Genomic DNA, 20027 nt, shown 5'->3' with positions numbered 1-20027 from the left:
GCCCTTTTTCCGTCGCGATCAGAAGCGCGCGTTCGCCGACAGCAGGTAGACGTTCCGGTTATAGGACGGAAGCCCGATACCTTTCGATTCGAAATCCACCCGCCGGTAGTCGAAACCGACCGTGAAAGTCGGATTGATGAAATACTTCACCGAGGCAAGCGGGCTCCAGGCGTCATCGGTCCGCGGGATCAGATTGTAGTCGTCCTGGATGTAGCTGATCCCGCCGCCGACCACGACATTTTCCATGACCCGGTAGTCGGCCCGCAGGATAGCCACGGATTCGACCACGCTAATACCGTCATTGGGAATGATGCCGCCGGTGAACGAAGCTTCCAGCGCCTCGCGCCGGCCGCTCGCGGTCACCGTCATGTTGTCGGTCGCTGCCCAGGTCAACGCGCCGCCCGCCGTCCAGGTCGAGACGGGAAGCATGGTGAACCCGTTATAGTCCTGGTTCATGTAGCCGACGAAGACTTCGCCGGTAATGTTTTTCCCGTCCCCGGGCTCGAGCAGGACACCGCCGACGACCCGATAGCCTTCCGAGCTGAAGTAATCGACCTCGAAATTGCGGGCGTATAAGCGCCTTCCACGAAGACGCTGGTCTGCGGCGCCACCACATACCCGACCCGCAGCGGCACCTTCTCGATATCGCCGCTCCGGTAGTCCTGGGAGATCGGGATGCCGAACAGGATGGCATCCTGATAGTCGATCTGCAGCGTCGATCCGCCCGCCGAAGCCCAGTACCGGCCCCAGCGCTTGTTCAACGCCGCCGCGCCCTCGAGCTGATCGTAGGCGATCGGCTCGAAGAACAGGTTGAACACGTTCCGGCTGACGCCGCGCGACTCGTGACCGTGCACGTACTGGCCGCGGGTCACCAACTGGGTATTCTGATTGACCAGGGTCTCGGTGGCGAAGCCGATCGCACCGTTGTTCTGGTCCTCGCTTTTGAATTCCTCGTAATCCCGGACCTCCAGGAAGCCCTCGACCAGCATGTTGGTCCGCTCCCAGCCGTTCGACCGCATGGTGAACTGCGGTCTCGCGATATAGATCCAGTCGCTCAGCGGATCGGTTGCCAATGCGAACACGTTGTCGTCGTACATCAGCCCGCCCGTCACCGACGGGTAGACCGTGAAGGGTCCGGCGCGGAACCCTTTCAGCCCATAGGGATCGAAGCGATCGAACGACTGGTAGTCCTGGTCGTCCGCCTGAGTCGCCGTTTCTGTCGGTGGCTCGGGATTGAGGGATTCGAAGATATTGACCCCCGCCCCCCGCCGGGTCTCTTCGCCGACTGGACCGATCTGATCCTCGTTTACGACCGGTTCCGCACCTTGCGCTAAGGCCTCCATGGGGACCGCCACCGCCGCCAGCGCGAGCCCCAAAATTAGCTTATTCATGTCCGCACCTCCTAATAGTTGTAAAAGACAACCGATTCGCAGAGATGCGACAATTGCTAAGCCTCTGAGACTCTAGATAAATTCGATCATGAGTCTTTTGTGCAACAGTCCAGAGGTCTTGTGGAGCCGCGCTGAATTGCCGGTGGATAAGCTGTGGAGCCGTTTCGGCGGCGTGTCTCAAGCGGCGTCTGTACCGCTCGTACCGTGTCCGCACAGGCGCAAGCGATAGGCGGCAACCGCCGGCGCATGACGCGTTTCGACCCCAATTCCGTGCGCCAATTGGTGCGCGCAACCGCAAGCCGGCACGGTGTAAGATGCGCCAAATCCGGCGCCCCGCCGACACTGGCTCGCATTGGAGTCCGACGCCATGGCCGCTGAATTCCCGACCGAGACCTCATCCCAGACCGAGACTTCGCCCCCGGAGCGCCGCCCGCGCCATGCGCAGACCTTTCCGGTCCTCACCCACGAAGAGATCGACCGGATCCGCCGCTTCGGCACGCCCCGCAGCTTCTCCGCAGGCGACATGCTCTTCGAGGCCGGGCGACCGGCGCCGGGCATGTTCGTGGTGATCTCGGGTCAGGTCGCCGTCACCCAGCGCGACGGGTTGGGTCACGTCACGCCGGTGATCGAGCAGGGTCCGGGTCAGTTCCTGGCCGAGATCGGTCAGCTCTCCGATCGCGCCTCTCTCGTGGACATCCGCGCCGAGAGCGACGTGGAAGCGCTGCTCATCCCGCCGGATCAGCTTCGGGCGCTTCTGGTGGCGGAGGCCGATCTCGGCGAACGCATCACCAGGGCTCTGATCCTGCGTCGCGTGGGGCTGTTGGAGAGCGGCTTCGGCAGCGCTCTCATCGTCGGCCATCCGGACCATGCCGACGTCATCCGCCTCCAGGGCTTCATGAACCGCAACGGCCAGCCCTATCACCTCATCGATCCCTGCATCGACCGGGAGGGTGCCGCAGTGCTGGAGCGCATCTCCGCCACATGCGATCAGCTGCCGCTCGTGCTCTGCCCCGATGGGTCGATCCTTCAGAACCCGACGGAAGGAGAGTTCGCCCGCGCCATGGGCATGCTCGGCCAGGGCGTCACGGACAAGGTCTTCGACGTGGCCGTGGTCGGCGCAGGACCGGCCGGCCTCTCCACCTCCGTCTATGCGGCCTCGGAGGGCTTGTCGGTCATCGCGCTGGACTGCCGGTCCTATGGCGGCCAGGCGGGGGCGAGCGCCCGCATCGAGAACTATTTCGGCTTCCCAACGGGCATCAGCGGCCGTGCCCTGGTCGGACGCGCCTTCGTGCAGGCGCAGAAATTCGGCGTCGAAATCCGTATCCCCGTGACCGTCACCAAGCTCGACTGCGACTGTGCCGACGGCATATTCCAGCTCCATTCGGCCGATGGCGACCTCATTCGCGCCAGGACCGTGGTCGTGGCGAGCGGCGCCCGCTACCGCCGGCCGGATCTCGAGGGTCTCGAAGATTTGGAGGGGCGTGGCATCTGGTATTGGGCTTCCCCTCTCGAGGCCCAACGCGTCCGGGGCCGCGAGGTGATCCTCGTCGGCGGCGGCAACTCGGCCGGCCAGGCCGCGGTGTTTCTCTCAGGCCATGCCGACAGGGTACGGATGATGGTGCGGAGGGACAGCCTCGCCAGCAGCATGTCCCGCTACCTCATCGACCGCCTCGAGGCCTCGCCGAATATCGACCTCATGTACGAGACGGAGATCGTCGGACTGGAAGGCAGCCGCCTTTCGGGCCTGGAGCGTGTCCGCTGGCGGGATAAATCGAACGGCGAAGAGACCACCGGCGATATCCGCGATGTGTTCCTGTTTATCGGCGCCGATCCGGAGACCGAATGGCTCGACGGATGCGGCGTGACGGTGGATCAGGCGGGGTTTGTCCAGACCGGAAACGCGAATGACGGCGGCGCGGAGAGCCTGCCGCTGGAATCCAGCCTGCCAGGCGTCTTCGCCATCGGCGACGTCCGGGCGGGCTCCGTGAAGCGCATCGGCGGCGCCATCGGGGAAGGTGCCGCCGTCGTCCGCTCGATCCACACCTATTTGAGCCAGGCGCCTATGCCCGAGCAAAGCAACGGAGCCGTCACCGCGCCGGTCGTCGATGCACCAGTAGCGTAGTTGTCATGCGCTGCACGACCTCGTCCCGCTGATTGAGCGTGCGCACATCGACCGTCACCCGGCCCCGCTCGGGCCGCGACTTCGAGTTCTCGATATCGACGATGACGCCTTCCGCATGAAGTCGATCGCCGGGCTTGACAGCCTGCGGCCACGTCACGTCGATCCGGCTGCCGATGAAGCCGTCGGCAAGCCATCGGCTCTCCACCAGCAGACGCATGGTGACCGAGCCCGTATGCCAGCCGCTTGCCACCAGCTCGCCAAAGAAGCTTTCCGCCGCGCCCGTCTCGTCCGTGTGGAAGACCTGGGGGTCGAACTGCTGGGCGAAGCGTTTTATCTCGTCGGCCTCCATCCGGTGCTCTCCGGTGCGAAACGTCTGACCGACCGAAAGATCTTCGAGATAGAAATCCGTGGCCTTGGGACTTCCCTGGCTGTGCTGGCCTTTTTCGCCGACCTTGCTTTCGTCGCCGCTCATGGATGCCTCACGCCGCTTTCAACGGAGGCGCCATGAAGGCCGGGGAGATCGGCTCCGGAATGTGGCGCTTCAGGATCGCGTCGATCTCCGCCTTCGCCGCATCGTCCACATGCCAGCCCTCGACATCGGCCATGGCGTCGAGCTGCCTCGGATGGCGCGCACCCCACAGCGCGATCGTCGGCCCCTGGTCGAGCACCCAGCGTATCGCGAGAGCCAGCACGGATTTTCCGAAGCGCTCCTGCGCGAGGGCGTGGAGGTCGTCCACCGCCGCAATGTAGTTTGGCAGCGTCTCCGCCTGGAATTTGGGATCGTTGTTGCGCAGATCGTCGCCCTCGAACTCCCGGTCGGCCGTGACCTTGCCCGATAGAAGTCCGCGGCACAGCGCGCCGTAGCAGAGCGCCGTGAGCCCGTTGAGCTCAGCGTAGGGAATGACGTCGTTGTCGATCTCGCGCTCGAACAGATTATAGGGTGGCTGCACCGCATCGAGGCTTCCGCCCTTGCGGAAATCGTCCACCTCCGCCGGCGAATAGTTGCTGACGCCGATGGCCCGGATCTTCCCCTCCTTTTTCAAGCCTTCGAGCACCTCCGCCGTTTCGGCAAAGGGCGTCTTCGGATCCGGCCAATGTACCTGGTAGAGATCGATGACATCGGTGTCGAGCCGCCGCAGGGAATCCTCGATCTCCTGCCGGAGTCGCGCCGGGCTGGAATCCCGGAACGGCTTCTCGTCGGAGCCCCAGTTGAGCCCGACCTTGGTCGCGATCACCACCTTATCCCGTAGCCCGCCTTGGGAAATCGCCTTGCCGACGATCTCCTCGGATCGCCCGAAGCCATAGACCGGCGCGGTGTCGATAAGCGTGACGCCGCGCTCAACCGCCTGCTGGATGGTATCGATGGCGTCGGCCTCTTCCGTGCCGCCCCACATCCAGCCGCCGATCGCCCAAGTCCCCAGCCCGATGCGCGAGGCCGTCAGCCCGGAATTGCCAATCTCGATCGTTTCCATGTTTGATAGCTCCCGAAGCTTCGATTCTGCGCTGTCTCGCAGATAGGCGTCCGCCGGCGAAGCCGAAACCCCGGCGCAGACAATTTGGCGCGCCGGCCCGACAAGAAGAGGCCGCGACGGATCGATCAAATGGCGCAAGAAGACACCGAACAAACGCCGGTCAATATCAACTTCCGCAAGGCCACGGGCAGCAAGTGGCCCGTCGTTCTGATCCATGGCTGGTGCGGCGACCACAGCTTCCTGTCGGAGCAGTTTTCCCATTATGCCCCCGCCGGCCATACCGTCGTCACCATGGATCTCCGTGGCCACGGCAAGAGCGACAAGCCCGACGCGCCCTACACCATGCAGGCCTTCGCCGACGACATCGCACTGCTGCTGGCCGACCTGCAGATCCGCCGGCCGATCCTCATCGGCCATGGCATGGGCGGGATCATCGGATTCGAGATCGGCATGCGCTACCCCCATCTCGCCGCCGCCGTCGTGATGCTGGATTCCGCCGCCGTACTGCCGGACTCCAAAACGGCTCGGGTCGGCGAGCTGCTCGAGGCTTTGCGCGGCGAGGACTATCGCGAGACCCTGCGCGATTACGCAGAAGACATTCTCTTCCTGGAATACGACGATCCGGTGCGCAAGGAACGGCTCCTCGACGTCATGGCGGCGACACCGCAGCACGTCATGATCTCCTGCCTGGAGAACCTCCAGACCTATGAGCCCGGCGGCCATCAGAGAGAGCTCCCGGTCCCCTGCCTCTATCTGGCCACCCGAGAATCCTGCCCGCCCTCGGAGATGTCGCGTTTCGAGGCGGCCGCTCCCCACATGATCTACGGCAAGACCGTCGGCGCCGGCCATTTCTGCCAGATCGAGATCCCGAACCAGGTCAATACCATGATCGACCGCTTCCTCACCCTCGCCCTCCGCTAGACGAACGAAGGCCCGCCTGTGTCCTCGGCGACCGGCGGCTTCGGACAGCGAGTTGGCTGTCAATTCAGCGTTATGGAGCGATGCGACTATTCGACAATGCCCGCAGCGTCCGCTTCGCGCATAGCCTTGCCGGTAGCCCGAATAATTCGGCAAGCCGAGGCGAACCCATCCTCCCCCAGAGCCCGCACAAGAGGAGCACATGACAGACAGCACTCCCCTCAAGCGCCCGATCGTAGACCTCTCCGGCAAGCGCGGACTCATCGTCGGCATCGCCAACCGGCACAGCATCGCGGCCGGCTGCGGCGCCGCCTTCAAGGCGGCCGGCGCAAGGCTTGCCGCCACCTATCTCAACGACAAGGCGAAGCCCTTCGTGCAGGAGGTCACCGAGTCGCTCGGCTGCGAAATGCTGTTGCCCTGCAATGTCCGCGAGCAAGGGCAGCTGGAGGCCGTGTTCGAGACCATCGAGCGGAAATGGGGTGGACTCGACTTCCTGCTTCACTCCATCGCCTTCGCACCCGCGGAGGACCTCCATGGCCGCCTCACCGATTCCTCCGCCGAGGGCTTCGGCATCGCCATGGACGTCTCCTGCCACTCCTTCGTCCGCATGGCCCGTTTGGCCGAACCGCTGATGAAGGGCGGCGGCTGCCTGCTCGGGATCACCTTCTTCGGCTCAGAGCGCGTGGTGGAGCACTACAATCTCATGGGGCCGGTGAAGGCGGCCCTTGAAAGCGCCACCCGTTATCTCGCCGCCGAGCTGGGACCCGAGGGCATTCGCGCCCACGCCCTGTCGCCCGGCCCCATCAAGACCCGCGCCGCCAGCGGCATCGATCGCTTCGATCAGCTGATGGACGAGGCGGCGACTCGCGCGCCCCAGCATCACCTGGTGGATATCGATGACGTCGGCAATCTTGCCGCCTTCCTGGTGAGCGACGCCGCCAAGCGCATCACCGGCACCATCATCCCCGTCGATGGTGGCGCTCACCTCATGGCGTGAGCTTGGCTAGGTTGTGGAGCCGGGCTTGCCGCAGCCGAAATAGCCCCGGAAGCCGAGCTCCTCGGCGCCCTCCACCTGGAAGCGCAATGTCGCCTCCCGAAGCTTGTCGTCATCGCCCTCGTCAGGCGTGACGGATGCGCGGACGCCATCGGCTCTAAGCGCGATCCCATCCTCTGACGAGTCGGCCGGCGTCAGCTCGAAGAGCTTTCCATTCGCCTTCATGACGGCTTTGGCGCCGTCCTCGCCCTCGCTTCCAGTCGTCAGCACCAGCACGGGAAAATCCGAAGAGGTCATCCGGAAACTGCAGGCCTCGTTGCTGGAGACGACTTTGGTGAACTCGTCGCGTCCCATGGGGAGCGGGTAGACCTGAGCGGGATCCGCCTCCTTCACCGCCGTTGCCGCGTCGGCCACGTCGGCTGGCGGCGTGTCAGGCACCTCTGCTGCGGAGCGGTCGTTGCCGCGATAGGTGTTTTCCTCGCAGCCACCCAACGCCGCGGCGACGAGCAGAGCTGCGACCAGGGTCGTCGCTTTTGCGAGTGTCTTGAGTGGCATTGCTCTACTCCTCCCGCTCGTCGTCTTGTTCGAGATCGCGGATCAGATAGCGCATCTCGGCGATCTCCCGCCGCTGCGCATCGATGATGCCTTGCGCCAGCTTCCGCACCCGCGGATCGGTGATCTCGGCCCGCTCGCTGGTCATGATGGCGATGGAGTGATGGGGGATCATCGCCTTCATGTAGGAGACCTGATCCACGGTGGTCTGGCTGCGCACCAGGAAGAGGCAAAGTCCGAAGCCGAGAAGGGCGCCGCCGAAAATCGCCACGTTCACCGCTGTGTTCCTGTACATGCCCAGCATAAAGCTGAGCATGACTACGGCCATCGTGGCGCCCATGAGCAACGCCATATAGACCCGCGTCTCGCTGAAAAAGATGTGCTCGACCGCGTAGGTGTTCAGATACATCAACCCGAACATCACGATGGTCGATGTCGCGATCATCGCAAAAAATCTGAGATAAGACATGGGTGCTTCTCCCCAGGACGGCGTTTGGCCTGTGAAATTCGGAACGAGGAGGAAGACTTTCGGTTCCAGACATGCGGAGATGGCGCGCTGAGCACGCAACGCCGGAGCATCAGCCCAACGACATTGAATTGGGGGACGTACTCCAGTTTGAGCTATTCTCCGCTTAAACGCGTTGAACCGAATCGTGATCGACGCCTGAACGGCCGTCAGCCGGAGCTCCACCTCACTGGGAAGGCAGAGCTAAATGTGGTGTATCGCACTTGCTCTTCTGCTGACGCTCCTCAGCGCCCCCGCCTTCGCGCAAAGCGCTTCTGGAGGCCCTGACACGGCGAACCAGCATCACGAGACGTCCGGTATGGCGGCCGGCAAGCGCGAGCAGCAGCACAATGCAGGCGACCAAAGGCACTTCTTCTTCGAGGCGGACCGGCTGGAATACCGGGTTGCGACGAGCCGCAGTTCGAGTGGGACATGCAGGGCTGGGTCGGCAATCGCCTGAACCGAATCTGGGGGAAGTCCGAAGGCGCCTATCTGACGGAGGCGGACGCTTTCGAAGACGCTGAGGTCCAGCTCCTCTATGGCCGGGCGATCTCCAAGTATTTCGATTTTCAGGCCGGCGTGCGCGAGAGCCTGGAGCCCGACTCCAAGACATACGGCGCCATCGGCATCATGGGCCTCGCGCCCGATTGGTTCGAGCTCGACGCCGCGATCTTCATCGGAGAACACGGCGACACGATCGGCGAGTTCGAGGCGGAATACGACATCCACGTCACCGAGCGGCTGATCCTCCAGCCGCGGATCGAGCTTAATCTTGCAGGCCAGGCGGACCCCGAGCACCTCCAGGGGTCCGGCTTGCGGAACGGCGAGCTGGGTCTGCGGTTACGCTACAAGATCGTCAAGGAGGTCGCGCCCTATATCGGCGTCTCCTATGCGCGGCAATTCGGTGAGACCGCAGACTTCGCCGAGGCCTTTGGCGAGGATGTGGAGACCACCTCCTTCGTCGCCGGCTTACGGATCTGGTACTAGGAGGGCGTCATGCTGACCGGCCTGATCGAACCCAACCTGCATCCAATCTTCGTCCACTTCGCAGTGGCTCTCCTGTTCACGGGGAGCATCGCCACCTTTGTGGCGACCGTCTTTCCATCCGGCGCCTGGCGCGGTTCGCTGCAGACTGCGGGCGATTGGATGCTGCTGCTCGGATGGCTCGCGGCGCTCTCCGCCGTGATCGCGGGCTTCGATGCCTATCATGAGGTCACCCAGGACGAGGCCTCCCACGCCGCCACCCATATCCACCGCAACTGGGCGCTCGCGACCTTCGCCTGCTTCACCCTCCTTGGCGCCTGGCGCCTGTTCAGACGCAAGAACGCACCATCCCTCGTCTTCGCCATTTGCCTTCTGGCCGCCGCCGCTCCTCTGACGGTTACCGCCTGGTGGGGCGGCCGTCTCGTCTTTCATTACGGGCTCGGCGTCCAGAGCATGCCCGATCCGTCGGCAGAGCCGGGCGGTCATTCTCACGGCGACGGCGATCACCACCACTGACCGGCAGGGATCATTTTCCCGGCGCCCGCGTTGGCCCGTCGAGGCAACACCAACGATAAAGGACGCTAGGGGGCGCCTTACCGCATGCAACAAGGATTTCTGGAAACCTGGCACACGGCCGCCTACACGACAGTTGGCCTGTTCTGGATGGCGCTCTGGGCGTTCGGCTTCGGCTATCTGATCTCCGCCATGATCCAGGTCTTCGTGACCCGAGAGCGCATGAAGAAATCCATGGGCGAGGCTGGCGCGGCCAGCGTTGGACTGGGCACGTTCTTCGGCTTCCTGTCGAGCTCTTGCTCCTTCGCCGCCCTTGCCACCACCCGCTCGCTTTTCACCAAGGGCGCAGGGCTTATCCCCTCCCTCGCCTTCCTGCTCGCCTCGACCAATCTCGTCATCGAGCTCGGCATCGTCATCGCCGTCTTCCTCAGCTGGCAGTTCGTGGTCGGCGAATATCTCGGCGGCATCTTACTGATCCTGCTCACCTGGCTTCTGGTGCGCCTGACATACCCCAAGAAGCTGGTGGAGCGCGCCCGCGACCACGCCCGTGAAGAGGAAGGGGCCGACAGCGACACGGACGTCCCCGACTGGCGCCAGCTGATCCAAAGCCGGGAAGGCTGGCGCATGGTCGCCATGCGCTATGTCATGGAATGGCGGATGGTCTGGAAGGACGTGATGATCGGCTTCACCGTCGCCGGCATCATCGCCGCCTTCGTGCCGAGGAGCTTCTTCGAAGCGCTGTTCGTCGGCTCGGGCAGCCAGAACCCCGCCTTCTGGGAAGTCCTGGTTCAGGCGGTGGTCGGCCCCATCGCGGCGTTCTTCACCTTCATCGGGTCCATGGGCAACATCCCGCTCGCCGCCGTTCTCTATTCCAACGGCGTCAGCTTCGCCGGCATCATGGCGTTCATCTTCTCCGACCTGGTGGTGTTTCCGGTCGTACGCATCCAGGCCAAATATTACGGGTGGAAGATGGCGCTCTATATCGTCGGCATCTTCCTGACCGTGCTGATCGCGACCGCCGTGATCATGCATTACGGCTTCGCCGCCATCGGCGCCCTGCCGGATTCCGCCAATGCCACCAGCGTGACCGACCGCCAGTTCTTCGGCGTCGACTACACCCTGTTCCTGAACCTGGCCTTCCTCGCTCTGAGCGGAGCGTTCCTCGTCTGGAAGACGAAGGCCATGGGCTTCGACATGAGCCAGCCCGATAAGCTCGGCGAACAGATCCTGCTCTGGCTTGCCATGGTCGCGTTGGCCTGGCTCGTCATCGGACTCTCCCTGCCGCTCTTCGGCGTGGGCGGCTGATGGTCTTACGGCGTATCCGTGCCGGAGCCCGATTTGAACGTCTCTTCCATGCGTTCGAGGATCGGCTGAAAGACCTCCTTAGAACCCTGCGAGTACGTCATCAGCATCCCGTTGAGGATCTTGCCGCCATGGGACAGGAGATATTTGTCGTAGAAGATAGCGTTGTCCCGATAGCCTGACAGAACGAACCAGGTTGGACCGCTGGGTGAATACGTCACCTCGCCATAAGCCGGAGTCGACATCATGGATTGCTGTATGGCCTTCGCGTCCGCGCCCGTCGTGTTGTGCGACCCGAACACCGTGACCGACGCGACACCGTTCGGCGCGACAAAGGTTTGGCCATCGCCATTCGCCGAGGGCGGCTGGATCTCGAAGCAATCGACAGGAAGCATCACCTCCATGCCGAACCGCTCATTGAAATAGGTCCGCCAGACCTCCGGGTTTTGGCAATCGGCTTTGGCTACACCGGGCAGGCAGGCAGCCCCGAAAAGAAAAAGAACGACGGCCGTCGAAGCCGCGCAAAGCTTCGCTTTGCAGGAATGGAAACACGCCATCACGCCCCCCAAGATGATCGCCTCTCCATGGAAGGCTACCAGCCTCGCAGCGGTTGTAGAGAAAAATATAACACCCGATGAGCCGCGCTGAAGTGTTCACGATTGTGCGACACGCTCAGCTAAGGATGTCTATTGGCCTGAAAAATGGCCGATTCTTCTGGCTTCAAAGCCGCCAAAAGACGAAACCCGCCTGTACCGGTTCCCAATGCGCTGCTATCTATGCGGGCGGACACGGTCCGCTGCTGAGCAAAGCTAGGCTCAGGGGCAAGTAATGCGTGCCATGCGGGGGCGCGCCGAGAACGGCGAGAGGGACGTAGCCTGTATGACCGGTGAACAGCGACCACCGACCTGGATCTATCGGACGAGCAAGCCGATCCTCATCCTGGGCGAAATCCCGGCGCGCTATCCCATCATCTCGCTCATTGTGCTGCTCCTCATGACGGTGGTCATGGGCATCGGCTTGAGCAAGCTGAAGACCGACGACTCCCTCAATCAATTCCTGCGCTCCGACAGCCCGGACTATCAGGTCTTCGAGCATATGAGCGAGCGCTTCCCGGCGAGCGATCTCGACATCTACATGGCGGTCGAGGGCAACGATATCTTGAGCGCGAAGCACCTGAAGCAGCTTCGCGAGCTCAACTACGATCTGCTCTTTGCGGACGGTGTGGAATCCATCACCTCGATCTTCGCCCTGCGCGAACCCCTGCCCGACGAAGGCACGCCGGCCGCGCTGATCCCAGACGAAATCCCCGACGGTGAAGCCCTCGCCAAGCTGCAGCAGGAGATCGAGAGCCATCCTCTCGCGCAAGGCCGCCTGATCTCGCCAGACGAGAACGGAAGCCGGCTCGCGCTGTTCATCGTGTCGTTGAAGAATGACCAGGTGAACGAGCGCGGTCTTCCCGCAGTCGTCGATGAAGTCCGCGAGGTCGCCCAGAAATCACAAGCCGCCAAAGATCTCACCATCGGCCTCGCCGGCATGCCCGCCATGAAGGCCGAGGTCGTCGGCGGCACGAAGCGCGATATCAGCACCTTCAACGGCGTCGGCTTGCTTGTCGGCGTTGTCGCCCTCGGCTTCTATTTCCGCCGCGTACGCCTTGTCGTGATTGCCCTCAGCCCCGCCGTGCTGGCGATCGTCTGGTGCCTGGGCCTGTTCGGCTGGACCGGCACCATGATGAACCCGCTGCTCAACGCCGTGATGCCTCTGGTGCTGGTGGTCACCATCAACAACGCCATGCATTTCCTCTTCGGCTTATGCCGGAATCTCGACGAAGGCATGAGCAAGGCCGTGGCCATCCAGCGAACCATCGTGGAGATCGGGCCGGCCTGCGCGCTGACCTCGCTCACCACCTCCATCGCCCTATTCTCGCTGGCCATGAGCAACTCGGCCCTGATCCAGAAATTCGGCATCATGGCCGGTCTCTGCATCCTCGTATCGCTGCTTCTGGTGATCGCAGTGATGCCGGTCCTTGCCGCCCTGTTCCTGAAAGAGGGCGAGGCGAAATACCTGGTGGAGGAGAAGGCCAACTGGGGCGTGAAGCTCCTCGATAACGCCTCCGCCGCCGTCAGCCGGCTGGTGCTCCGCTGGCCCACCGTTATCGCCGTGGGCGGCACGCTGCTGACCATCGCCTTCGCGATCGCCTATTTCCAGCTCGAACCGCGTTATCGGCTCAGCGACATGCTTCCCGACCAGGGCACGGCCGCCCAGGTCTCCAAGCAGATCGAGGGTAGGCTCGGCGGCCTGTTCCCGCTGCGCATCGTGGTGGAATGGCCCGAGAAGAAGACCACCGAGTCGCCCGACGTGCGCAACGTGATCGCGGAAGCCCACCGGATTCTCGACGACCATCCCAAGGTCGGCAAGGTGAACTCCCTGGAGGATCTCCAGCAATGGGCGGAATCCAGCGGCCTGACGCCGGATGAAGCGAGCGCGCGCCTCATGGAGATGATGCCGCCCGACGTCGCCAGCCGGTACGTGAATCGCAAGCTGAATGCCGCCCTGGTCTCCGGCTATATCGGCGATCTCGAGGCGAAGCAGATTCTGCAGATTCGGGAGGACCTCGCGCCTAAGATTGCGGAGCTGCACGCGGAAAATCCGGATTTCAAGCTCAGCCTGACCGGCATCGCCAGCGTCGGCGCGACCCGCTCCACCGCAATCATCTCACAGCTCAGCTACTCCATGCTCGGCGCAATCGCGATTGTGATCGCCGTCATCGGCCTCGCGTTCTGGTCTCTGCTCTATGCCGGTCTTGCCACGATCCCGAACCTTTTCGCCTTGTTCGCAACCGCAACGTGGCTGGCTTTTCTGCAGGGCGGGCTTGATTACGCCACGATTGTCGGGCTTACCGTTGCCTTCGGCTTGGCTGTTGATCACGCGATCCACGTGCTCAACCGGTTCGAGCTTGAGATGGAGCGCACCGAATCCGTTGCTGCGGCGGTGGATCGCACGTTAAGATTGATTGGTACTGTGCTGATCCTGACGACCGCGGTGCTTGTCGCAGGTCTGTCGATCACCCAGCTCAGCGCGGTGCCACCGACACGACAATTCGGCCTGATATGCCTGTCGACCCTAGTTTTTGCATTGCTGGCGGACCTTATTATCCTCCCGGCACTTATTCTGGTCACGTCCCGTTATCGCATAGGCCGTAAAGCGCTATCCCCAGATACCGAGGAAGGGTGGGCTAACACCCGCGAACCCCAAAACCGTTAGAACTCACGAGGAGAAACGATGAATATGCGGAAACTGCTCCTGTTTGTGGCTCCGCTTGCCCTTGCAGTCTCGACCGTGCCGGCCATGGCCGCCTCCGACATCGAAGGCACCTGGAGCGGCAGCGGCACCGCGCAGCCGAAGAATGGCAAGTCTGAATCCATCCGCTGCAAGGTGACCTACCGCCGTGAAAGCCCGAAGGTCGTTGGCGTCAACGCGCTCTGCGCCACCAGCTCCAACAAGTTCCGTCAGACGGGTTCCCTGCTGCAGGTGAACGACAACCGCTTCGTCGGCGACTTTCACAATTCCCAGTTCGATGTCTCGGGCCGGCTGAATGTGACCGTGAGCGGCTCGAGCCAGAGCGTCAGCTTCACCAGCCCGCGTGGCACCGGCAATATGAGCCTGCGCAAGCAATAGCGCCGCGCTCCAACGCCGAAGATTGAAAACGGATTAGGCTCGGCCTCACGGCCGGGCCTATTCTGTTTTCGGACCTCATCTTTCGGAGCCTGCTTCCTTCGGAGCCACCGTCCTTCGGCGACCTGGGCCAACCGAAGACTCTGACTATTCCCCTTTGCGGCCGCGGGCGTCCTGCTCGCCGATCCGCAATCGATCTGGACGATGCAATGACCGCGGATCTTGCCAGCGGCGAGATGATCACCCTCTTCGTCGCTCTGCTCGCCGGCGGCGCGCTCACCGGCTTTCTCGCCGGGCTGCTTGGGATCGGCGGCGGCGGCATTCTGGTGCCAGTGCTCTTCGAGCTTTTCGTCGTACTGGGCACGCCCGAAGAGGTGCGCATGCCCATGGTGCTCGGTACCTCATTCGCCGTCATCGTGCCCACAGCCGTCCGCTCCTTCCTCTCCCATCGGAAGCGCAATGCCGTCGACGAGGACGTCCTGAAACGGCTGGCGCCCTATGTGGTCGGGGGCGTTGCAGCCGGCATCGGGCTTGTCGCCCTCGTCTCGGGCGAGGTGCTCACATGGATCTGGATCGTCTTCAGCATGGCCGTCGGCGCGAAGATGCTGCTTGGCCGCGACGACTGGCGGGTGGCCGATGCCTTGCCCGACAACTGGATCGTCCGCCTCATCGCCTTCGCCATCGGCATGATCTCCACCCTCATGAGCATCGGCGGCGGCATGTTCTTCGTCACCCTGTTCGTCTTATGCGGCTGGTCCATGCAGCGCGCCGTGGCGACCTCCAGCGGCTTTGGGCCCCTCATCGCAATCCCCGGCCTGCTCGGCTACATTTGGGCCGGCTGGGGCACGCCGGGCCTGCCCGCCTACTCCCTGGGCTATGTCAGTGTCATCGCGGCGATCGTGATCATTCCCGTGAGCGTGGCCTTCGCGCCGCTCGGCGTCCGGCTCGCCCATGGCATTTCCCGGCGCAAGCTTGAGCTCGCCTTCGCGATTTTCCTCATTGCTGTCTCGATTAGGCTGTTAGTCTCGGCCGTACAGTAGACAGCCGACGCCGGTCCTCCCCCGGCCGTTAACCAGCATCGCCGCGAATGGCGGGCGTTAACGCAAACGGGAGCTTTCGCGCCTAAGCACAAGGCTGCGGTATACAACCGAAGCGTCCAATGCTCGGAGCTTGGAGCGGGCTTTAATGTCAAGCGTAATGCAGGCCGGTAATCCCAGGATTTCCGCCCCACGGGGGCATGCCCGACGTTTCACGAGCGGGCTGATTTCGCTCGACCAGGTGCCCGCTCATCGCTGGCAGACCCTCGCCGACAATGCCGTCGACCCCAACGGCTTCTTCGATCCGAGCTTTCTGATCCCCGTCATCCGTCACATGGCCTCCCCGGGAGCCTGCAAGGTGCTGCAGAGCCATGGCGCCGATGGCGCTCTGACCGGGCTGATCCCCTTCCGCACGGCTTCGAACGCCTTGCGGATGCCGATCCCCGCGGCCATTGGGCTGTTCCCCTACGTCACCCTGGGCACCCCATTGCTGGATAGCGGCGATATCGAGCAGACGGCCGCGAGCCTGCTCGACGGCGCCGCCGGCCAAGGCATCGCCGCGATCGGCATGCCCATGGTCGCAATCGACGGACCGGCCGCCAAGGCGATCCAAACCGTGCTGTCGGAACGCGGCCTCAAGGCCCAGTTCATCAACGTTCACGAACGGGCCGCCCTGAAAGTGCCGGAAGATGCCGAAGCCTATCTACGCGCCGGGCTCGGCAGCAAGAAGCTGAAGGAACTCCGCCGCCAGACCAACCGGCTGGAAGATCTCGGCCCCTCCGCCTGGACCATCGCCCGCACCGAACCGGAGATCCTCGCCGCCCTCGGCCGCTTCCTCACCCTGGAAGCCAACGGCTGGAAGGGCGCAAGGGGCTCGAGCCTCGCCCAGGACCAGGCGGATCGCGCCTTCGTCACCGAAGCCGCCCGCAATCTCGCCGCACGGCGCGCGATCGAGATCGTCGAGCTGAGATCGAACGGCGATCCCATCGCATCGGGCATCGTGATCCGGTCGGGCCGCAGCGCGCTCTACTTCAAGACGGCCTATAACGAGGCTTTCTCGCGCTATTCCCCTGGTGTCCAGTTGACCGTCTTCCTGACCCGCTATCTGTCGGAGCAAGGCGAGATCGACTACGTCGATTCCACTGCAGCACCGGGCCACCCGATGATCGACCACGTCTGGCGCGAACGGCGGCGCATCGGCGACATGCTCATTCCGACGAAAAAGGGAATGCTGCCCCTCCTGTCTATCGCCGCCATCAAAGGGCGCTCCGTCTTGCGGCGGCACGCCAAGACCGCCTATCTGAAGTTCTTCGATCGCGGCTTCGGCACACTTCGCAGAAGAAAGAAAAGATCATGACCGATATGCTCATGGCCGAGCGCTCAGCGTTCGAGACGCTTTTCCCCAACAAGCCTTTCCGGATCACCCACAATCTGGAGAACGATCCGCGCCTCACCCTGGACGCGATCCTGGAACTGGTCCGCGCCCTGCCTGGCGACCACATCGAATACAATTCCGGCCAGGCCAATGTGAGCCAGGATCCGGACGCGACGCCGCTGGTCGATCTGCCGCCGGAAGAGATCGTCAAGCGCGTGGAGACTGCCGGCGCCTGGATGGTGCTGAAGAAGATCGAGGCCCATCCGGCCTATAAGCAGCTTCTGGAGGATGCCCTTCTCTCCGTCGCCCACGCCCAGGGCCACGCGACCTTGAAGGAGGCAGGCTTCTCCAATGTGGAGGGATTCCTCTTCGTCTCCTCTCCCCATTCGACCACGCCGTTCCACATCGACAGCGAGGACAATTTCTTCGTCCAGATCCACGGCGACAAGCTGTTCAGCATCTTCGACAACAAGGATCGATCCTTGGCCAACGAAGACCAGATCGAGCATTGCATCACGAAGCACCGGAACGTCGCCTTCAAGGACGGCTTCGACGACCGGGCCATGCATAACGACCTGAAGCCGGGCGAAGGCGTCTTCGTGCCCTATCTCTGGCCGCACTACGTGAAGACCAAGGACAGCTACTCCATCTCCGTAGCCATCACCTGGAAGACGCAGGCGACAAAGCGGCGGAACCAGCTCTATATCGCCAATGCCATGCTGCGCGATCGCGGCTTCCCGCAAGCGGCGCCAGGAGTGCACCCGGCCTGGGACGCGGCCAAGATGGCCTTCGTCGCGACCGCCTCGGCCGTCGCCTCGCCCTTGCGCAAGTCCGAGGAGCTGCGGAAGCTCTTCCGCAAGATCGCCCTTGGCAAGAACGCGAACTACTACTATCGCGGCCAGAAGGGCGAAGAGGGCGTCGCGAACTAGCGCCGGCCCGGCCACCCGTCACAGCACCCCGGAAGGTCGTCCCCGTTTGGGCGGCCTTCCACCGGGGGCCTGCTCTCGCAACGCTTCTGCCTTCCGCCCCGCCTGATTCCTACGCTTCAACACAATCTCTTTGCCGCAAGACCCTCCGGGATTTGCCGGCAAGCTGTCTCAAGTGCCTGACCTTCCAGTTTCCATGATCCTCTCGAATTCCCTCTCGCCTTCCCTGCGTCTTTGCGCACACATCCTCTCCTTGCTCGCGCTTCTCGCCGCCTCTGCACCTTCCCTCGCACAGGATGCTCCGCCTCCATCCCTCTTGGAGCGCAAGCTGGTTGTCGGCATCACGGAGAGCCCTCCCTTCGTCATGAACGAGAAGGGCCATCTCACCGGCCTCTCCATCGAGCTTTGGCAACGAATCGCCGGGGAGCTCGATCTTCGATGGGACTACAAGAGATACGACAGCTTCCGCGGACTCGTGGATGCGGCAGCCGAAGGCGATATCGATATCGCGGTGACGAATTTGTCCGTCACCGAAGGCCGCGCCCGGCGGATCGAGTTCACCCAGCCCTGGTTCGACGGCGGCCTGCGCATCCTCACCAGCAGCGAGCAAGGCGCGAGCTTCCGGGATGTCCTGGCCGGGCTGAACGAGAGCGGCTTCCTGCGGGTCTATGCCTTGATCGGTCTGATGATCCTCGCCGCCACTATCGTCACGACCCTCTTCTATCGCCGCTACGATCCCGACTTTCCGAGCCGCTGGCGGGACGGGTTCGCCGAGAGTTTCTACAACGTCATGACCGTGGCGACCTCGGGCAAGCTGGTCCCCGGTCGGAATTTCTTCGGCTGGGTCGGACGCATCTTCCAAGGCATCTGGCTTCTCGCCGGCGTGGCGCTCATCGCCTACGTGACCTCGTCGATCACCAGCGTGATGACCACCCTATCCCTGACCAATCAGATCCGAAGTCTCGACGATCTGCCCGGCCGGACCGTCGCGGTCCTGAGCGACAGCGTCGGGGAGGACTTCGCCCAGGAGGCGGGCCTGCGCTACCGGCGCTACAAGACCATCGGTGATGCGTCGGATGCCCTTCTGAACGGTGGCGTCAATGCCGTCATCGCCGATACGGGCGTGCTGGAATATTATGTCCTCACCCACACCGACAAGCCGCTTGAGGTCGTCGGGCGCATCTTCGAACCCGACAAATATGCCTTCGGCCTCCCGCGCGGCAGCGCGCTGAGGCGTCCCCTCACCCTTAAGATTCTGGAAGCCCGTGAGGATGACGAGATCGAAGCGTTGCGTCTGAAATATTTCGGCGAGGAAACATAGAGGGGCCAGGCGCGCCTAGCTTTTCAGTACGACCATGTGGCCATCGGGATCGCGGATCGCGGCGGCGCGGCCGCCCGATTTGAGCGAGACGATCCCCGGCGAGACGAAATCGGCTTTCGCACCGTTGAGCGTCGCGACCAGGCTTTCGAGATCGTCCACCCCATAGACCTGTCGCGCCGAGGCGACGTCTGTCGCCTGCACCATATGTTTCCCATGAACCGCCGGCGGCTGCCGGTAATGCAGTAGCTCCAAATGGGGTGTGTGCTCCCCGGGCGGGGCCAGCGCCACCACATCCACCTCGCAGCCCTTCAGCCCGTCGAGATGATCCTGCTCCGGTCCACGGTTCAGGGATTGGCCGGCTTTCTCGAGACCGAGCGACCCTTCATAGAAGGCGAGGCTCTTGTCGAGATCGGCCACGGCGATGGCGGTGTGATCGTAGCCGCGGATGCCCGCCCCGCCCATCTGCCAGCGCGGATCGCCGATACCGTCGGGAAACGAGATCAGCTCCAACGGATGACCTTCGGGGTCGCGAAACTTGAAGGCCGTGACGCTACCCGTATTGGGCGGCAGGACGACGGGCGGCCCCTCGGTGACCGTCTCAGGCGAGAACTTTTCCAGCCTCGCCCAGGTCGACTCCATATCGCCGGTGACGAGTGCCACATGTTCGAACCACGGATCGTTGGAGGCGCGTGCCGGCGGATACGATCGTCCCGGCGGATCGAAGGCAATGAGCTTCAGCGTCTGCTCGCCTACGCTCACATCGACCGCCTGGGCGGTCGTGCCTTCCGCGAGTCCGAGCAGCCTGTTCCAGCCGGGATCGCCATAGGCGAGCTGGTCGCCGACCTCGAGCCCGAGCGCGCCCCGATAGAAAGCGGCAGCCTGCGCGAGATCCGAAACGGTGATGCTGACCCTGATGAGTTTGGTGACCGCCATGAACCGGGAC

General features: G+C 63.3%; 20 protein-coding genes. 12 read left to right on the top strand and 8 right to left on the bottom strand.

Features of this window, described 5'->3' with window-relative positions:
• Positions 1-18 precede the first annotated feature (18 nt).
• The gene (locus A7A08_RS17135) at positions 19-510 is read right to left on the bottom strand and encodes an outer membrane beta-barrel protein (RefSeq protein WP_083226534.1); all 492 of its coding nucleotides are present in this window, start codon (positions 508-510) and stop codon (positions 19-21) included.
• Positions 453-1391 (bottom strand): outer membrane beta-barrel protein, encoded by a 939-nt coding sequence (locus tag A7A08_RS17130; protein WP_069094791.1) that lies wholly within the window; start codon positions 1389-1391, stop codon positions 453-455. Before A7A08_RS17130 ends, A7A08_RS17135 begins: the two co-directional genes overlap by 58 nt.
• A 367-nt stretch (positions 1392-1758) precedes the next feature.
• On the opposite strand from A7A08_RS17130, the gene A7A08_RS06915 reads away from it, so the two are divergent.
• Positions 1759-3513 (top strand): FAD-dependent oxidoreductase, encoded by a 1755-nt coding sequence (locus A7A08_RS06915; RefSeq protein ID WP_069095053.1) that lies wholly within the window; start codon positions 1759-1761, stop codon positions 3511-3513.
• Here A7A08_RS06915 and A7A08_RS06910 read toward each other — a convergent pair.
• Together A7A08_RS06910 and A7A08_RS06905 are read right to left on the bottom strand one after the other, a co-directional pair.
• Positions 3479-3985: a MaoC family dehydratase gene (locus A7A08_RS06910; RefSeq protein ID WP_069094790.1), complete on the bottom strand. Its 507-nt coding sequence runs from the start codon at positions 3983-3985 to the stop codon at positions 3479-3481. The genes A7A08_RS06915 and A7A08_RS06910 overlap by 35 nt on opposite strands.
• A gap of 7 nt (positions 3986-3992) precedes the next feature.
• Positions 3993-4985: an aldo/keto reductase gene (locus A7A08_RS06905; RefSeq protein WP_069095052.1), complete on the bottom strand. Its 993-nt coding sequence runs from the start codon at positions 4983-4985 to the stop codon at positions 3993-3995.
• A gap of 129 nt (positions 4986-5114) precedes the next feature.
• Between A7A08_RS06905 and A7A08_RS06900 the strand changes: the two genes are divergently transcribed.
• Positions 5115-5906, top strand: a complete 792-nt coding sequence (locus tag A7A08_RS06900) for an alpha/beta fold hydrolase (RefSeq protein ID WP_069094789.1) — start codon at positions 5115-5117, stop codon at positions 5904-5906.
• A 199-nt stretch (positions 5907-6105) separates the two neighbouring features.
• Entirely contained in the window at positions 6106-6900 is a 795-nt protein-coding gene (gene fabI / locus A7A08_RS06895; protein ID WP_069094788.1) for an enoyl-ACP reductase FabI, read from the top strand.
• A gap of 6 nt (positions 6901-6906) precedes the next feature.
• On the opposite strand, the gene A7A08_RS06890 is transcribed toward fabI, so the two are convergent.
• Positions 6907-7452, bottom strand: coding sequence for a DUF6692 family protein (locus tag A7A08_RS06890; protein WP_069094787.1), 546 nt, complete (start codon positions 7450-7452; stop codon positions 6907-6909).
• 4 nt (positions 7453-7456) lie between these two features.
• The gene (locus A7A08_RS06885) at positions 7457-7918 is read right to left on the bottom strand and encodes a DUF305 domain-containing protein (protein ID WP_069094786.1); all 462 of its coding nucleotides are present in this window, start codon (positions 7916-7918) and stop codon (positions 7457-7459) included.
• Between the two features lie 432 nt (positions 7919-8350).
• Here A7A08_RS06885 and A7A08_RS06875 point away from each other — a divergent pair, with 432 nt between their 5' ends.
• From A7A08_RS06875 to A7A08_RS06865, 3 genes are all read left to right on the top strand, one after another.
• On the top strand, positions 8351-8941 hold the full coding sequence (locus tag A7A08_RS06875) for a copper resistance protein B (protein ID WP_280948723.1): 591 nt from the start codon (positions 8351-8353) through the stop codon (positions 8939-8941).
• A 9-nt stretch (positions 8942-8950) separates the two neighbouring features.
• On the top strand, positions 8951-9454 hold the full coding sequence (locus A7A08_RS06870; RefSeq protein ID WP_069094783.1) for a DUF2231 domain-containing protein: 504 nt from the start codon (positions 8951-8953) through the stop codon (positions 9452-9454).
• A gap of 84 nt (positions 9455-9538) precedes the next feature.
• On the top strand, positions 9539-10756 hold the full coding sequence (locus A7A08_RS06865; RefSeq protein ID WP_069094782.1) for a permease: 1218 nt from the start codon (positions 9539-9541) through the stop codon (positions 10754-10756).
• Between the two features lie 5 nt (positions 10757-10761).
• Here A7A08_RS06865 and A7A08_RS06860 read toward each other — a convergent pair whose 3' ends face one another.
• The gene (locus A7A08_RS06860; RefSeq protein ID WP_141693885.1) at positions 10762-11157 is read right to left on the bottom strand and encodes a hypothetical protein; all 396 of its coding nucleotides are present in this window, start codon (positions 11155-11157) and stop codon (positions 10762-10764) included.
• A gap of 475 nt (positions 11158-11632) precedes the next feature.
• Between A7A08_RS06860 and A7A08_RS06855 the strand changes: the two genes are divergently transcribed.
• The 6 genes from A7A08_RS06855 (at position 11633) to A7A08_RS06830 (ending at position 19084) form a co-directional block, all read left to right on the top strand.
• Entirely contained in the window at positions 11633-14014 is a 2382-nt protein-coding gene (locus A7A08_RS06855; protein WP_069094780.1) for an efflux RND transporter permease subunit, read from the top strand.
• An 18-nt stretch (positions 14015-14032) separates the two neighbouring features.
• A complete protein-coding gene (locus A7A08_RS06850; RefSeq protein ID WP_069094779.1) occupies positions 14033-14428 on the top strand; it encodes a DUF2147 domain-containing protein in 396 nt (131 codons plus the stop codon).
• Positions 14429-14634: 206 nt separating this feature from the next.
• A complete protein-coding gene (locus A7A08_RS06845; RefSeq protein WP_069094778.1) occupies positions 14635-15465 on the top strand; it encodes a sulfite exporter TauE/SafE family protein in 831 nt (276 codons plus the stop codon).
• Between the two features lie 145 nt (positions 15466-15610).
• The gene (locus tag A7A08_RS06840; protein WP_083226532.1) at positions 15611-16819 is read left to right on the top strand and encodes a GNAT family N-acetyltransferase; all 1209 of its coding nucleotides are present in this window, start codon (positions 15611-15613) and stop codon (positions 16817-16819) included.
• Entirely contained in the window at positions 16816-17766 is a 951-nt protein-coding gene (locus A7A08_RS06835; protein WP_069094776.1) for a cupin-like domain-containing protein, read from the top strand. Before A7A08_RS06840 ends, A7A08_RS06835 begins: the two co-directional genes overlap by 4 nt.
• Positions 17767-17938: 172 nt before the next feature.
• Complete coding sequence (locus tag A7A08_RS06830; protein WP_245290841.1) at positions 17939-19084, top strand: transporter substrate-binding domain-containing protein; 1146 nt, start codon at positions 17939-17941, stop codon at positions 19082-19084.
• 15 nt (positions 19085-19099) lie between these two features.
• On the opposite strand, the gene A7A08_RS06825 is transcribed toward A7A08_RS06830, so the two are convergent.
• A complete protein-coding gene (locus tag A7A08_RS06825) occupies positions 19100-20017 on the bottom strand; it encodes a VOC family protein (RefSeq protein WP_069094775.1) in 918 nt (305 codons plus the stop codon).
• Positions 20018-20027: the final 10 nt, after the last annotated feature.

The organism is Methyloligella halotolerans, from assembly GCF_001708935.1.
Lineage (GTDB): Bacteria > Pseudomonadota > Alphaproteobacteria > Rhizobiales > Methyloligellaceae > Methyloligella > Methyloligella halotolerans.
Note: the sequence above shows the minus strand (reverse complement) of the source record. Positions and strands in the feature narration are given on the sequence as shown.

Excerpts from the sequence above, each read along its gene's own strand:
- A7A08_RS06840 (WP_083226532.1), top strand. The coding sequence starts at position 15,611 with ATGTCAAGCGTAATGCAGGCCGGTAATCCCAGGATTTCCGCCCCACGG.
- A7A08_RS06885 (WP_069094786.1), bottom strand. The coding sequence starts at position 7,918 with ATGTCTTATCTCAGATTTTTTGCGATGATCGCGACATCGACCATCGTG.
- A7A08_RS06870 (WP_069094783.1), top strand. The coding sequence starts at position 8,951 with ATGCTGACCGGCCTGATCGAACCCAACCTGCATCCAATCTTCGTCCAC.
- A7A08_RS06835 (WP_069094776.1), top strand. The coding sequence starts at position 16,816 with ATGACCGATATGCTCATGGCCGAGCGCTCAGCGTTCGAGACGCTTTTC.
- A7A08_RS06910 (WP_069094790.1), bottom strand. The coding sequence starts at position 3,985 with ATGAGCGGCGACGAAAGCAAGGTCGGCGAAAAAGGCCAGCACAGCCAG.
- A7A08_RS06900 (WP_069094789.1), top strand. The coding sequence starts at position 5,115 with ATGGCGCAAGAAGACACCGAACAAACGCCGGTCAATATCAACTTCCGC.
- A7A08_RS06905 (WP_069095052.1), bottom strand. The coding sequence starts at position 4,985 with ATGGAAACGATCGAGATTGGCAATTCCGGGCTGACGGCCTCGCGCATC.
- fabI (WP_069094788.1), top strand. The coding sequence starts at position 6,106 with ATGACAGACAGCACTCCCCTCAAGCGCCCGATCGTAGACCTCTCCGGC.
- A7A08_RS06915 (WP_069095053.1), top strand. The coding sequence starts at position 1,759 with ATGGCCGCTGAATTCCCGACCGAGACCTCATCCCAGACCGAGACTTCG.
- A7A08_RS17130 (WP_069094791.1), bottom strand. The coding sequence starts at position 1,391 with ATGAATAAGCTAATTTTGGGGCTCGCGCTGGCGGCGGTGGCGGTCCCC.
- A7A08_RS06860 (WP_141693885.1), bottom strand. The coding sequence starts at position 11,157 with ATGGAGGTGATGCTTCCTGTCGATTGCTTCGAGATCCAGCCGCCCTCG.
- A7A08_RS06865 (WP_069094782.1), top strand. The coding sequence starts at position 9,539 with ATGCAACAAGGATTTCTGGAAACCTGGCACACGGCCGCCTACACGACA.
- A7A08_RS06825 (WP_069094775.1), bottom strand. The coding sequence starts at position 20,017 with ATGGCGGTCACCAAACTCATCAGGGTCAGCATCACCGTTTCGGATCTC.
- A7A08_RS06890 (WP_069094787.1), bottom strand. The coding sequence starts at position 7,452 with ATGCCACTCAAGACACTCGCAAAAGCGACGACCCTGGTCGCAGCTCTG.
- A7A08_RS06850 (WP_069094779.1), top strand. The coding sequence starts at position 14,033 with ATGAATATGCGGAAACTGCTCCTGTTTGTGGCTCCGCTTGCCCTTGCA.
- A7A08_RS06845 (WP_069094778.1), top strand. The coding sequence starts at position 14,635 with ATGACCGCGGATCTTGCCAGCGGCGAGATGATCACCCTCTTCGTCGCT.
- A7A08_RS06855 (WP_069094780.1), top strand. The coding sequence starts at position 11,633 with ATGACCGGTGAACAGCGACCACCGACCTGGATCTATCGGACGAGCAAG.